The organism is Streptomyces sp. NPDC041784 (assembly GCF_055591025.1).
Map to the genome: position 1 here is coordinate 358,303 of NZ_JBVJAB010000003.1, position 12,650 is coordinate 370,952.

General features: G+C 73.7%; 11 protein-coding genes. 2 read left to right on the forward strand and 9 right to left on the reverse strand.

The genetic code is table 11. From position 1 onward, the window contains the following. Positions 1-139: 139 nt before the first annotated feature. A complete protein-coding gene (locus ACZ6D7_RS08300) occupies positions 140-1,159 on the reverse strand; it encodes a DUF2510 domain-containing protein (protein WP_469485372.1) in 1,020 nt (339 codons plus the stop codon). Between the two features lie 309 nt (positions 1,160-1,468). On the opposite strand from ACZ6D7_RS08300, the gene ACZ6D7_RS08305 reads away from it, so the two are divergent. Beyond that, positions 1,469-4,159, forward strand: a complete 2,691-nt coding sequence (locus ACZ6D7_RS08305) for an ATP-binding protein (RefSeq protein ID WP_469485375.1) — start codon at positions 1,469-1,471, stop codon at positions 4,157-4,159. Positions 4,160-4,239: 80 nt separating this feature from the next. On the opposite strand, the gene pcaDC is transcribed toward ACZ6D7_RS08305, so the two are convergent. Genes pcaDC through ACZ6D7_RS08340 form a run of 7 tightly spaced genes read right to left on the reverse strand, consistent with a single transcriptional unit; the run spans position 4,240 to position 10,778 of the window. Further along, entirely contained in the window at positions 4,240-5,352 is a 1,113-nt protein-coding gene (gene pcaDC / locus ACZ6D7_RS08310; RefSeq protein WP_469485378.1) for a bifunctional 3-oxoadipate enol-lactonase/4-carboxymuconolactone decarboxylase PcaDC, read from the reverse strand. Beyond that, positions 5,349-6,737, reverse strand: coding sequence for a 3-carboxy-cis,cis-muconate cycloisomerase (gene pcaB / locus ACZ6D7_RS08315; protein WP_469485381.1), 1,389 nt, complete (start codon positions 6,735-6,737; stop codon positions 5,349-5,351). The genes pcaDC and pcaB overlap by 4 nt, the downstream gene beginning before the upstream one ends. Continuing rightward, entirely contained in the window at positions 6,734-7,339 is a 606-nt protein-coding gene (gene pcaG, locus ACZ6D7_RS08320; RefSeq protein WP_469485384.1) for a protocatechuate 3,4-dioxygenase subunit alpha, read from the reverse strand. The genes pcaB and pcaG overlap by 4 nt, the downstream gene beginning before the upstream one ends. 6 nt (positions 7,340-7,345) lie before the next feature. Then, positions 7,346-8,119: a protocatechuate 3,4-dioxygenase subunit beta gene (pcaH, locus tag ACZ6D7_RS08325; RefSeq protein WP_469485387.1), complete on the reverse strand. Its 774-nt coding sequence runs from the start codon at positions 8,117-8,119 to the stop codon at positions 7,346-7,348. Positions 8,120-8,134: 15 nt separating this feature from the next. Then, the gene (locus ACZ6D7_RS08330) at positions 8,135-9,337 is read right to left on the reverse strand and encodes a thiolase family protein (protein WP_469486028.1); all 1,203 of its coding nucleotides are present in this window, start codon (positions 9,335-9,337) and stop codon (positions 8,135-8,137) included. 14 nt (positions 9,338-9,351) lie between these two features. Next, positions 9,352-9,996, reverse strand: coding sequence for a CoA transferase subunit B (locus ACZ6D7_RS08335; protein WP_469485390.1), 645 nt, complete (start codon positions 9,994-9,996; stop codon positions 9,352-9,354). Then, complete coding sequence (locus tag ACZ6D7_RS08340) at positions 9,996-10,778, reverse strand: CoA transferase subunit A (RefSeq protein ID WP_469485397.1); 783 nt, start codon at positions 10,776-10,778, stop codon at positions 9,996-9,998. The genes ACZ6D7_RS08335 and ACZ6D7_RS08340 overlap by 1 nt, the downstream gene beginning before the upstream one ends. Positions 10,779-11,028: 250 nt before the next feature. Between ACZ6D7_RS08340 and ACZ6D7_RS08345 the strand changes: the two genes are divergently transcribed. Further along, positions 11,029-11,493: a MarR family winged helix-turn-helix transcriptional regulator gene (locus ACZ6D7_RS08345; protein WP_469485402.1), complete on the forward strand. Its 465-nt coding sequence runs from the start codon at positions 11,029-11,031 to the stop codon at positions 11,491-11,493. Between the two features lie 122 nt (positions 11,494-11,615). Here ACZ6D7_RS08345 and ACZ6D7_RS08350 read toward each other — a convergent pair whose 3' ends face one another. Further along, positions 11,616-12,611 carry a DUF3048 domain-containing protein gene (locus tag ACZ6D7_RS08350; RefSeq protein WP_469485405.1) on the reverse strand — a complete coding sequence of 332 codons (996 nt, stop codon included), beginning with the start codon at positions 12,609-12,611 and terminating at the stop codon, positions 11,616-11,618. Positions 12,612-12,650: the final 39 nt, after the last annotated feature.

Consider the following 12,650-nt stretch of genomic DNA (forward strand, 5'->3'; position numbering starts at 1 on the left):
GTGAAGCGAGCACACCCCCCCCCGCAGGGGGGGGGGGGGGGGAGCGCCACCCCCCCCGGCAGGGGGGTTCTCCTCTGGGGGGGGGGGGCCCCCCCCCCCCGCCCGGCCCCTTTTTCGGAGCCGGCCCTTTTCCGGCGGCTCAGACGTCCTGGCCGCTGCCGCCGCCCGTCGACACCTTGATGCCCTTGGTGATCGTGTCGATGACCGACACGCTCTGGTCGGCGTCGACGCCGAAGCGCAGCACCACCAGCCGCCCGGTGTCGGCCGGCGCCGGGAAGGCCAGCGACTCGACGAATCCGTCGGCGCCCTTGCTGGTGACCGCCTTCCAGCGCACCAGATAGCCCTTCTGTCCGGCCACCGTCACGGCCTTCGAGGCCAGCACCTGGTGCGAGGTGATCTTGCCGTAGGTGGTGCCGCCGTAGGACTCCTCCGCGTTCTTCGAGATGTCCGCCTTGGCCACCTCCTCGGCGGTGTCGCCTGCGGTGCCCAGCGCCTCGGCCGGCACCGAGTACACACCGCCCTTGGTGCAGGTCTTGGAGGTGTCGCCGGGGCAGTCGTAGGAGGAGTCGGACGTCACCGCCGCGCCGACGCTCATCTGCTGCCCGGTCCAGCCGTCCGGGATCGGGATGCTGATCCCGTTGACCGTGTCCGTCACCGAACCGCTCTTGATCTTCGGCGCCTCGGACTCGTCGGGAGAGGGCGACGCCCCTCCCGAACCGCCCGAACCGCCCGAGCCGCCGGAGTCGCCGAACGGGCCGCCCTGGCCGCCGTCCTGCCCGTCCTGGCCGCCCGGTCCGCCCTGGCCGCCGGGCCCCTGCGCCGTGCCGCTGCCGCCGCCCGAGCCGTCGTCCTTGGCCAGCGCCCACACGCCGACCCCGATGCTGGCGAGGACGGCGACCGCCGCCGCGACGGCTATGCCCGTGCGCAGCCCGCGCCGCGGACCCGCGCCCGCCGGGGGTGAGGGGTATGCCGGATATGTCGGGTACGCGCCATAGGCCCCGTCGGTCGGCGCCTGCGCGGGCGGACCCCATGCGGCGGCCGAGCCCGTGGGGCGGGTCTGGTCCGTCCAAGCCGTGCCGTCCCACCAGCGTTCGGTGGAGGGACCGTCATTCGTCTGCCCCGGGTCGGGGTACCACCCGGGAGGAGTCACCTGCGTCATGCCCCCACCGTATGAGGCATCGGTGAAAGGTGGATGAGAGGGAGCCGATTCCGTGCCGACGCTCATCCGGCGGCGCCCCGCGTCCCGCCCGCCCCCGCTGGCGTGAAATCGACGTCGATCGACGTCAATTCGGCGCGCGTCGCCCGACGTTGACGTTCCGGGGTCGTCCCCGCAGGCCCGTCGGGCCCCGCCCGGGGTCCCCCCGTCACCCGTGTAGGCAAGACCTGCGCGGACCCGCCTCCGCGCGGGCCCCCGGACGGCTACGCTCGTGGTCGGTACGTCGTTCGGGCGACTTGGGGAGGTAGCGGGATGACGGAGGTGCGGCCGGCGGCGGCCGCCTCGGCTTCCCTGTGGGAGCGCGACGCGGAAGTCGCCGCCCTGGCGCAGGCGGTGGACACCCTCTGCGCCGACCGGTCCTCCTCGGGCCACCTGCTGGTGCTCCGGGGCGAGGCGGGACTCGGCAAGACGGCGCTGCTGGCCGAGACCCGTCGCATCGCCGAGGCCCGCAACTGCACGGTGTGGTCGGCCCGCGGCGGCGAGACGCTGCGGTCCGTCCCCTTCAACGTGGTGCGCCAACTGCTCCAGCCGGCACTGATGTCCCTGATGCCGGAGGAGGCCCGCGAGTACCTCGGCGACTGGTACGACATCGCGGGCCCGGCCCTCGGTATAGCGGAACCGGGCGACGCGCCCGCCGACCCGCAGGGCGTCTGCGACGGCCTGGTCGCCGCCGTACGACGGCTCGCCAAGCGCTACTACCCGCTGGTGCTGCTGATCGACGACGCGCACTGGGCCGACCAGGAGACCCTGCGCTGGCTCGCCGCCTTCGTCGAACGTCTCGACGACCTGTCCGTGCTGGTCGTCGTGGCCCGCAGGCCCGGCGGGGTCAAGGGCGACGCGGCCCGCCACCTCGACACGATCGGCGCGGCCGCGGGCCGCTCGGTCACCAACCTCAGCGAGCTGACCCCGGCCGCCGTCGCCGGGCTCACCCGGGCCACCCTCGGCCCTCACGCCGACGGCGCGTTCTGCCGCGAGGTGTGGGCCGTCACCGACGGCAACCCCTACGACACCGTGGAACTCCTCGCCAAGGTCGGCGACAGCGGCTTCGAACCGAGCGAGGCCTCGGCCAACGAGCTGCGCCCGCTGAGCAAGTCGGCGCGCGGCGGCGGACTCGTCGCCCGGCTGGAGGAACTGGGCGTCGACGCCACCCGGTTCGCCATGGCCGCCGCCATCCTCGGCGTCGGCATCTCCATCGACGAGGCCGCCCGGCTCGCCGTCATGGAACGCGACGACGCGGTGCGCTGCGCCGAACTGCTGCGCACCGCCCGCATCCTCACCGAACCCGACCCGGCGGCCGCGCCCGTCGTGGACGGCGAGCTGGAGTTCGTCCACCCGCTGATCGCCACCGCCGTCTACGACTCCATCCCCGGCAGCCTGCGCACCGCGATGCACGGCATCGCCGCCCAGGTCGTCACCGACGCCGGCAAGGGACTCGCGGCCGCCTCCCGGCACCTGATCCAGGTCCACCCCGAGGGCGACCAGGAACTCGTCGAGCAGCTGCGCGGAGCGGCCGGCGAGCATCTGGCCGTCGGCGCCCCCGACGCGGCCCGCCGCTGTCTGGAACGCGCCCTGGAGGAACCGCCCGCTCCCGAGGTCCACGCGCGCGTGCTCTACGACCTCGGCTGCGCCAGCCTGCTCACCGCGCCCGCGAAGACCGTCGACCACCTGCGCACCGCGCTCGCCCTGCCCGGCCTCGACGGCGACCTGCGCGTGGACGCCGTCTACCGCCTCTCCCAGGCGCTGCTGCACAACGACCAGCTGGAGGAGGCCGTCCGCACCGTCGAGTCCGAGGCCGCCCGGCACGCCCCCGGCCCGGCGAAGATGCGGCTCCAGGCCGTGCAGTTCATGTGGGAGGGCATCCACGCGGGCGAGGCCGGCTCACCGGCCCGCTCCGAGCGTCTCGCCACGCTCGCCGGGACCTGCACCGGCCGGGACAACTCCGAGCGTGCCCTGCTCATCCTGCGCGGCTTCGACGCCGTGACCCACGGGGAGAACGCCGAGGAGGTCGTCGAGTTCTGCGACCGCGCCCTCGTCAACGGCCGCCTCGCCCCGGGCCTGGGCTGGACCGACCAGGAGTGGGGCATCGAGCTGCTGATGATGCTGGCCAGCTCCTACGCCTACACCGACCGGCTCGACCGCGCCGACACCCTCTTCAACGAGGCCGTCCGCGCCTACGAGTCGGCCGGCTGGAGCGGCGGGCACACCGCCCTGGCCCACGCCTACCTCGGACTGGGCCTGCGCCGCCGGGGCCGGCTCAAGGAGGCCGAGGAGTCCCTGCGGACCTCACTGGGCCTCGCCGAACGCGTCGGCCGCGGACTGCCCCTGTACTGGTCGGCCACCTGCAACCTCGTCGACGTCCTGCTGGCCCGCGGCCATGTCGACGAGGCCTGGCGGATCGCCGAGGAGTACGGCTTCGGCCCGCCCTACCCGTCCACGATCGTGCTGCCCGACCCGCGTTCCGTGCGCGGCCGGCTCCTGCTCGCCGTCGGCCGGTTCAAGGACGGCGTCAACGAACTGGAGGAGGCCGAGAAAGCGGCCGCCTCGCGCGGTCACCTCAACCCCGTGATGGTCCCCTGGGCCGTCGACCTCGCCCGGGCGCTCGCCACGGAGGACCCGGCCCGCGCGGCCCGGCTCGCCTCCGAGGCCCGGCGCCAGGCCGAGCGGCTCGGCACCGACACGGCGATCGGCGAGGCCCTGCGCTGCGCCGCCGCCCTGGAGACCGGGCAGCGCGCGGTCCGGCTGGCCCAGCGGGCGGCGGCCTACCTGGAGTCCTCGCCCTGCCAGTACGAACACGCCGCCGCCCGGGTCGAGTACGGCGTCCTCTCCCGCTCGGTGTCCGAACTCAACCGGGGTCTGGCACTGGCACGCACCTGCGGCGCGGACCGTCTGGTGAGCACGGCGGAACGGGCACTGGCGGGCCTGGGGGCGCTGGACCCACGCTAGGAGGGACACCCCGGCTGCGGCCCCCCGGGCGGCCGGGGTCGGTCCTCCGGGGTCACTCCTTTGGGGTCACTCCTATGGGGTCACTCCTCCTCCAGCACCCGCTGGGCCGTCGCGAACGCCGAGTTCGCCGCGGGGACCCCGCAGTACACGGCCGTCTGGAGCAGGACGGCGCCGATCTCCTCCGGGGTGAGCCCGTTGCGCCGGGCCGCGCGGACGTGCATGGCCAGCTCGTCGTAGTGGCCGTGAGCGACCAGCGCGGTCAGTGTGATCATGCTGCGCTCACGGCGGCTGAGCGTCGGGTCGGTCCAGATCTCGCCCCACGCGTAGCGCGAGATGAAGTCCTGGTACCGGGCCGTGAACGGCGACTGGCGGGCCTGCGCCCGGTCCACGTGCGCGTCGCCGAGCACCTCGCGCCGCACCTCCATGCCCCGCCCGGCGGGGCCGTCGAAGTGGGTCCGCAGCGCGGTCAGCACCGCCTCCGGCCGCTCCGCCGGCGCCAGGTGCGAGGCGCCGGGGAGTTCGACGAGCGCGGCGTTCGGTACCGCGTCCGCGATCTCCCGCAGATGGGCGGGCGGCGTCGCCGGATCCTGGCGTCCGGCGATCAGCAGCGTGGGCACGGTGATCTCCGCCAGCCGCTCCCGCAGGTCGAACGCGCCCAGCGCGTCACAGCACGCGGCATACGCCCCGGGGTCGGCGTCGCGATGGTCGGCGATCAGCTCCGGCACGGTGAAGCCGGGCGTGAACCAGCGGGCGTTCGCGTTCTCGGCGAGCTGGGCCAGCCCCTCGCGCCGCACCAGCGCCGCCCGCTCCTCCCACGGCTTCGACCCGTTGAAGTGGGCCGACGAGCAGATCACGGCCAGGCAGGACAGCCGCTCGGGGTGGTGCAGCGCGAGGTGCAGCCCCACCGCGCCGCCCAGCGACACCCCCGCGTACGCGAACCGCTCCAGGCCCAGCGAGTCGGCGAGTGCCAGTACCAGGCCGGCCAGGTCGCCGACGGTGGCGCCGGGGCCGATCAGACCGGCGGGGGAGCCGCCGTGCCCCGGCAGGTCCCAGCGCACCACCCGGTGCGTGACGGACAACTCGGGCGCCACCTTGTCCCACAGGGCGTACGAGGTGCCCAGCGAGGGGCCGAGCAGCAGTGCGGGCGCGGAAGCCGGGCCCTCGGCACGGTGGTTGAGCAGCTTCTCGGTCAACGTCGCTCCAGGGCACGGTCGGTGAGGGTCCCGGCGGAACCGGTGTAGCGGGCGGGGTCGGTCCGGTCGGCGAGGTCGACGCCCTTCAAGTCCGGTTCCTCGGCGAGGAGTTCGGCGAGCGAGCGGCCCTCGGCGTAGGTGCGCGGGGCCAGTTCGGTGAGCAGCTCCTTGGCGCGGGCCCGGCCCAGCAGGGCCGACAGCTCGACGGAGAGCCGCTCGGAGACGATCAGCCCATGGGTGAGGCCGAGGTTCGCCCGCATCGCGTCCGGACACACCCGCAGCCCCTCGGTCAGCTCGGCGGCGTCCCGTGCCGCCCCGCCGACCAGCCGCAGCAGATCCCGCAGCGGCTCCCACTCGGCGTGCCAGGCCCCGGCCGGCCGTTCGTCCTCGGCCGGCAGCGACCCGAACAGGACGGCCGCGAGCTGCGGGGCACGCCGCGCGGCGGCCGCGATCAGCGTGGCGCGGACCGGGTTCGCCTTGTGCGGCATGGCCGAGGAACCGCCCCCGCTGCCCTCCGCCAGCTCGGCGATCTCGGTACGGGCGAGCGTGAGGACGTCCACCGCGACCTTCCCGAGCGCCCCCGCCGTGAACGCCAGACACCCGGCCAGGTCGGCGATCGGCGTGCGCAGGGTGTGCCACGGCAGCAGCGGTGCCCGCAGCCCGAGTTCCCGCGCGTACGCGGTGAGCAGCGCGGTGGCGTCCACGACGGGCAGCGCCGCGGCGTCCTCGGTGGCCGGGAGCGCGCCGTACGCCGTGAAGGCCGCCAATGTCCCTGCCGCGCCGCCGAGTTGGGCGGGCAGCGCGTCCCGCACCGCCGTCACCCGGTCCCGGGCGTCCAGCACCAGCGACCGCCATCCGGCGGCCTTCAGCCCGAAGGTCGTCGGTACGGCGTGCTGGGTGAGCGTCCGGCCCGCCATCGGCGTGTCCCGGTGCGCGGCCGCCAGTGCGGCCAGCGCCCGCCCGGTGCGGTCGAGGTCGGCCAGGACCAGGTCCAGGGTGCGCACCGCCACCAGCATCGACGCCGTGTCCATGATGTCCTGGCTGGTCGCGCCCCGGTGGACGTACGGCCCGAACTCGGCGCCGGCCGCCCTGGTGAGGTCGGCGACCAGCGGGATCACGGGGTTGCCGCCCGAGCGGGCCCGCTCGGCCAGCGAACGGACGTCGTACGCGGAGCTGGCCGCCCGGGTGACCGCCGCCCCGGCCCCCTCCGGGGCCAGCCCCAGGTACTCCTGGGCACGGGTCAGCGCGGCCTCCGCGTCCAGCAGCGCCCGCAGAAAGGCCTCGTCACCGGTCGCCGAGGCGGCGGGGGAGCCGGTCCACCCGGGGGAGAGCAGCCCGGCGTCGCAGGGAGTGCCGGAGGGACCGTCGGGGGGAGCTGGTGTCACTGGAACTCCAGGAAGACCGTCTCGCCTTCGCCCTGAAGGCGGATGTCGAAACGGTAGGCGCCCGTGCCGTCCTTCGTGGCGATCAGCGTGTCGCGCCGCGCCGGGGGCAGCTGGGAGAGCAGCGGGTCGGCGGCGAGCGCGGCCTCGTCGCCGGGCAGGTAGATCCGGGTGTAGAGGTGCACCAGCAGTCCGCGCGCGAACACGCACACGCTCAGATAGGGGGCGCTGTTCCCGCGCGCGCCGGGCCGCAGCGTCCGGGCCGTCCAGTGCCCGCCCGCGTCCGTCTGGATCCGGCCCCAGCCGGTGAACTCCACGCCGTTGCGGCCCAGGAAGCCGCCGGTGGCCGGGTCGCGCCGCATCGATCCGTCGGTCCGCGGGACGTTGCCGTCGGGGTCGGCGCCCCACAGCTCCACGAACGCGTCCGGCAGCGGATTGCCCTCACCGTCGTACACGTACCCCTGGAGGGCGAGGGCGGCCGGATGGCCGACCGGGGCGATGTCGCCGCCGCCGGGGAACGGCAGGGCGTGGCCGTAGAAGGGGCCGACCGTGTGGGACGGGGTGGGCAGCACGGTCTCCGGGCGGCTCGGGTCGATCTTCGTCATGGCAGGTCAGCGCCCTTCTTCGATCCAGGTGGCGTGCGGCCCGTCGAGCACGATGTCCCAGTGGTAGCCCATCGAGAACTCCGGCACCGACAGACCGTGGTCGTATGTCGCGACCAGCCGCTGGCGGGCCGCGTCGTCCGTCACCGACTGGATGATCGGGTCGTAGGGGAACAGCGGGTCGCTCGGGAAGTACATCTGCGTCACGAGCCGCTGGGTGAACGCCGTGCCGAAGAGCGAGAAGTGGATGTGGGCGGGCCGCCAGGCGTTGAGGTGCTGACGCCACGGGTACGGGCCCGGCTGGACGGTCGTGAAGTGGTACCGGCCGTCGTCGTCCGTCAGGGTCCGGCCGACGCCGGTGAAGTTCGGGTCCAGCGGGGCGTCGTGCTGCTCGCGCTGGTGCGCGTAGCGGCCCGCCGAGTTGGCCTGCCAGATCTCGATCAGCTGGCCCCGGATCGGACGGCCGCCGCGGTCCAGCAGCCGGCCGGACACCGTGATGCGCTCACCGATCGGCTCGCCGTGGTGCTGCCGGGTCAGGTCGTTGTCGATCTCGGTGATGTCCCGCTCGCCGAAGGCGGGGGAGTGCAGCTCCACCAGCTCCGGGTCCTTCGTCACGTCGATGGTCACCGGCGGCTGCTGGGGATGCCGCAGCACCGACGAGCGGTAGGGCGCGTAGTCCCGGCGCGGCTGGTGCTCGACGGGGGCGCCGTCGGCGATCCGCTTCTCGTACGCGGCCCGCTCGGCCGCGATCTCCTGGTCGATGTCGTGCTGGGTGAGCGTCATGGAGGTTCCCGGGTCCTAGCGTTCGAGTACGAGGGCGAGGCCCTGGCCCACGCCGATGCAGAGGGTGGCGACGCCGGTTCCGGCGCCCTTGCGGGCGAGCTGGTGGGCGACCGTGCCGGCGAGGCGGGCGCCGGAGGCGCCGAGCGGATGGCCGAGGGCGATGGCACCACCCTGCGGGTTGAGGACCGCCGGATCGAACTCGGGCCACTCGGCGACACATCCCAGTACCTGGGCGGCGAAGGCCTCGTTGAGTTCGAGCACCGAGAGGTCGTCGAATCCCTTGCCGGCCTTGGCGAGCGCGCGGTTCACCGCCTCGACGGGGGCGAGGCCGAAGTACTGCGGGTCGATCGCGGAGACACCGGTGGCGGAGATCCGGGCGAGGGGCTCGCGGCCGGTGGCCTTCAGACCGTCCTCGTCGACGAGGAGCAGGGCGGCGGCGCCGTCGTTCAGCGGCGAGGCGTTGCCCGCGGTGACCGTGCCGTGCTCGGTCCTGAAGGACGGCTCGAGCTTCGCCATCGCTTCGAGGGAGGCGTCGGGCCGTACGCTCTCGTCGGCGGCGAAGACGACCGGGCCGCCCTTGCGCCGCGGCAGCGTGAGGGGCGCCAGCTCGGCGTCGAACAGGCCCTCGGCCTGGGCCTTCGCGGCCTTGCGATGGCCGGCGAGGGCGAACTCGTCCTGCTGTTCGCGGCTGATCTTGTGCTTGTCGGCGATCAGCTCGGCCGACTCGCCCAGCGGGATGGTCCACTGCGGGTCCATCCGCGGGTTGACCATGCGCCAGCCGAGGGTCGTCGAGTACAGCTCGGCGTGCCCGGCGGGGAACGGCCGGTCCGACTTGGGCAGCACGTACGGCGCCCGGGTCATCGACTCCACACCGCCCGCCACGGCGATGGAGGCGTCGCCGACCGCGATGGCGCGGGCGGCCTGGATCACCGCCTCCAGGCCGGAGGCGCACAGCCGGTTGACGGTCACGCCCGGCACGGAGGTGGGCAGGCCCGCGAGGAGCGCGGCCATCCTGCCGACGTTGCGGTTCTCCTCGCCGGCGCCGTTGGCGTTGCCGAGGTACACGTCCTCGATCCGGGCCGGGTCCAGCGCGGGTGTACGGGCGAGGAGTTCACGGATCGCGTGGGCGGCGAGGTCGTCCGGGCGGACGCCGGCGAGGGCGCCGTTGTAGCGGCCGATCGGGGTGCGGACGGCGTCCACGATGTACACGGTGTTCACAGGGTTCACGGTGCTCACGACACGTCCTCCGCGACGGTCAGCTCGGCGTCGGTCCTGGCGACGATCTCCTCGGCGGTGACGCCCGGCGCGGTCTCCACCAGCACCAGGCCGCCGTCGGTGACGTCGAGGACGCCGAGGTCGGTGATGATCCGGTTCACGCATGCCTTCCCGGTCAGGGGCAGCGCGCACTCCTCGAGGATCTTGGGGCTGCCGTCCTTGGCGGTGTGGGTCATGACGACGAGGACCGTACGGGCGCCGTGCACGAGGTCCATCGCGCCGCCGATCCCGGTGATCAGCTTGCCGGGGACGGCCCAGTTGGCCAGGTCGCCCTTCGCCGAGACCTGCATCGCGCCGAGCACGGCGACATCGATGTGACCGCCGCGGATCATGCCGAAGGAGAGCGACGAGTCGAAGAAGGACGCCCCGGGCAGGACCGTCACGGTCTCCTTGCCGGCGTTGATCAGGTCCGGGTCGACCTGGTCCTCGGTGGGGTAGGGGCCGGTGCCTAGGATGCCGTTCTCGGACTCCAGGATCACCTCGACGCCCGGCGGGAGATAGTTGGGGATCAGGGTCGGCAGTCCGATGCCGAGATTGACGTACTGCCCGTCGCGCAGCTCGCGCGCGGCGCGGGCCGCCATCTCCTCGCGTGTCCAGGCCATCAGCCGCTCACCGTTCCCTCTGCCGCGGGGGCGGAGACCGTCCGCTGCTCGATTTTCTTGTCGGCCGCCTGCCGCGGGGACAGCGCGATCACGCGCTGCACGAAGATGCCGGGCACGTGCACGGCGTCCGGGTCGATCTCGCCGGGCTCCACCAGCTCCTCGACCTCGGCGACCGTCACCCGGCCCGCCATCGCGGCCAGCGGGTTGAAGTTGCGGGAGGACTTGTTGAAGACCAGGTTGCCGTGCCGGTCGCCCTTGGCGGCCCGCACCAGCGCGAAGTCGGTACGGATGCCGCGCTCCAGCACGTACGGGACGCCGTCGAACTCCCGCACCTCCTTCGGCGGCGAGGCCAGCGCGACGCCGCCCTCACCGTCGTAGCGCCAGGGCAGTCCGCCCTCGGCGACCTGCGTGCCCACCCCGGCGGGGGTGTAGAAGGCGGGGATGCCGGCGCCGCCGGCCCGCAGCCGTTCGGCCAGCGTGCCCTGCGGGATCATCTCCACCTCCAGCTCCCCGGCCAGGTACTGGCGGGCGAACTCCTTGTTCCCGCCGATGTAGGAACCGGTCACCCGCGCGATCCGCCCGGCCGCGAGCAGGACCGCCAGGCCCGACTCCATCGCCCCGCAGTTGTTGGAAACGACGCCGAGACCGTTCACCCCGCGCTCGTACAGGGCCTGGATGAGGACGTTCGGCACGCCGCTCAGTCCGAACCCGCCGACGGCGAGTGTCGCGCCGTCCGGCACATCGGCCACTGCCTCCAGGGCCGTGGCGACCACTTTGTCCATCCGTGAAGCCCCATCTCTCCCGAGCGTCCAGTGCGCATTTAATCAGGGCACTGATTATTTCTCCGAGGTTGCTCACACGCTGCCACCGGAGTCAGGGGCAGTCAAGACCCCAGGCCGGAGGAGGAAGGAGGCCATTGAGGAGGTGGTCGAGCGGCGAGACTGTGGCGGGCGCAGAGGGTATCGTTCAGTGCACCGACGAATATTCGCCGCTGGTCCAGCAGGGCCGGCCGACTCACGCCGAGGAGCGCACATGGCCGCCGTGGACCTCACCAGCCACCCCGGACACCTGGCCCGGCGGCTCCAGCAGGCGCACTACCTGCTGTGGAACGCGATGGTCTCCGAGGAGATCACCTCGCCGCAGTTCGCGGTCCTCAACGCGCTCGTCGCCGAGCCGGGCCTCGACCAGCGCACGGTGGGCGAGCGGGTGGGGCTCGACCGTTCCACCGTCGCCGAGGTGATCAGCCGGCTCGGCCGGCGCGGGCTGCTGGACAAGGTCCGCGACCCGCAGGACGGGCGCCGCTTCCTGCTCGCGCTCACCGAGGAGGGCGTGCGCACGCACCGCAGGCTGACCGTGCGCACCGCCCGGATGAACCAGGTCTTCCTCTCCCCGCTCTCGGCCGAGGAGCAGACCCTGTTCCTCGAACTCATCCGCCGGGTCTCGGACGCGGCCGAGGGGCTGCGCAATCCGGGGGAGCCGCTGGTGGCGCAGTCCTGACGGTCGTGTGGTGAGCGGTGCCGGTCGTGCCGTGCGGTGGCGGTTGTGTCGTGCGGTGCGGTCGTGTGGTGCGGGGTGTGTGCTGCGGTGTGTGTGCTGCGGTGTGTGTGGTGCGGCGCGTACTACGGCGCCTTCGCGAACACCACCCACACCTGTCCCTCGGCGAAGTCGACCGGCGTGCCGTCAGCGGTGGTGAACCGGGTGCCGTCCAAGGCCGTCGGACGCGTCCAGGTCACGTCGTAGGACCTGCCGCCGCGCAGCACCTCCGCCCGCCCGGAGCCGACCGTCTCGGTGTACGGCGTGTTGTTGCCGAGGAAGTCCTGGAAGCCGGACCTGCGCACGGTCACGTACTGCACGACCACCGTGGCCGGGGCCACCCGCTCGCCGTCGGCCGTCACGGTCGGCGTGCCGTCCATGGCGACCAGCCACCGCTCCCGCCGCTCGGACCAGGTGAAGGTGAAGCGGGCGGCCGGGTAGCGCACGGTGCGTGAGGTCTCCGGCGTGCCGCCGTCGGGCGCGGGACCGAAGCGGAAGCCGGTGGTCAGCCCGGCCGGGCCCGGCAGGGCGGGGAGCAGCTGCGCCGGGCGCAGATAGAGGTTGTGCGGGGCGGGCCGGCTCGTGCCGCGGTAGTAGGCGCCGGACACGTCCGTGGGCGTCACGGCGTCCAGGGGTGCGCGGTCGATCAGCGGGAGCAGCTTGCCCTGCGCTCCCGAGAAGGCCAGCACCGGCTCCCGGAACTGGCCGAGCAGTTCCAGATCGGACTCACGGGCGCTGCGCACCGGCCCGACGGCCCGCGGCACGCTCGTCGCGTACACCGCCATCAGCCGGCTCAGCCCGCCCTCGACCTGCTCGACGTAGACGATGTCCGCGGAGTCCAGTCCGGTCTGCGGCCGGGCCGCGGGGGCGTTGTCGATCTTCACGGCGAGCACCGGGCCGACGGCGGGGGCCGTGGGGGGAGTGGGACCGGTGGGGCTCGGCCACTGGTCCGCGCTCCGGCTGTCGTCGGCCGACGGGGGGTCGGAGGACGTCGTACAGCCCACTGCCAGGGAGAGCGCCGTGACGGCGGCCAGCAGTGCCACCGCCACGGTCCGTCTCGCGCATCGCGTGTACGCCGCCATCGGCACCCCCGTTCCGTGTCTTGATTGTGCGCTTGTCGG

What these genes read in the sequence shown, in the direction of transcription:
- ACZ6D7_RS08335 (WP_469485390.1), bottom strand. Translation starts at nt 9,996, where the DNA reads ATGGCCTGGACACGCGAGGAGATGGCGGCCCGCGCCGCGCGCGAGCTG.
- ACZ6D7_RS08305 (WP_469485375.1), top strand. Translation starts at nt 1,469, where the DNA reads ATGACGGAGGTGCGGCCGGCGGCGGCCGCCTCGGCTTCCCTGTGGGAG.
- ACZ6D7_RS08345 (WP_469485402.1), top strand. Translation starts at nt 11,029, where the DNA reads ATGGCCGCCGTGGACCTCACCAGCCACCCCGGACACCTGGCCCGGCGG.
- ACZ6D7_RS08340 (WP_469485397.1), bottom strand. Translation starts at nt 10,778, where the DNA reads ATGGACAAAGTGGTCGCCACGGCCCTGGAGGCAGTGGCCGATGTGCCG.
- ACZ6D7_RS08300 (WP_469485372.1), bottom strand. Translation starts at nt 1,159, where the DNA reads ATGACGCAGGTGACTCCTCCCGGGTGGTACCCCGACCCGGGGCAGACG.
- pcaG (WP_469485384.1), bottom strand. Translation starts at nt 7,339, where the DNA reads ATGACGAAGATCGACCCGAGCCGCCCGGAGACCGTGCTGCCCACCCCG.
- pcaH (WP_469485387.1), bottom strand. Translation starts at nt 8,119, where the DNA reads ATGACGCTCACCCAGCACGACATCGACCAGGAGATCGCGGCCGAGCGG.
- ACZ6D7_RS08350 (WP_469485405.1), bottom strand. Translation starts at nt 12,611, where the DNA reads ATGGCGGCGTACACGCGATGCGCGAGACGGACCGTGGCGGTGGCACTG.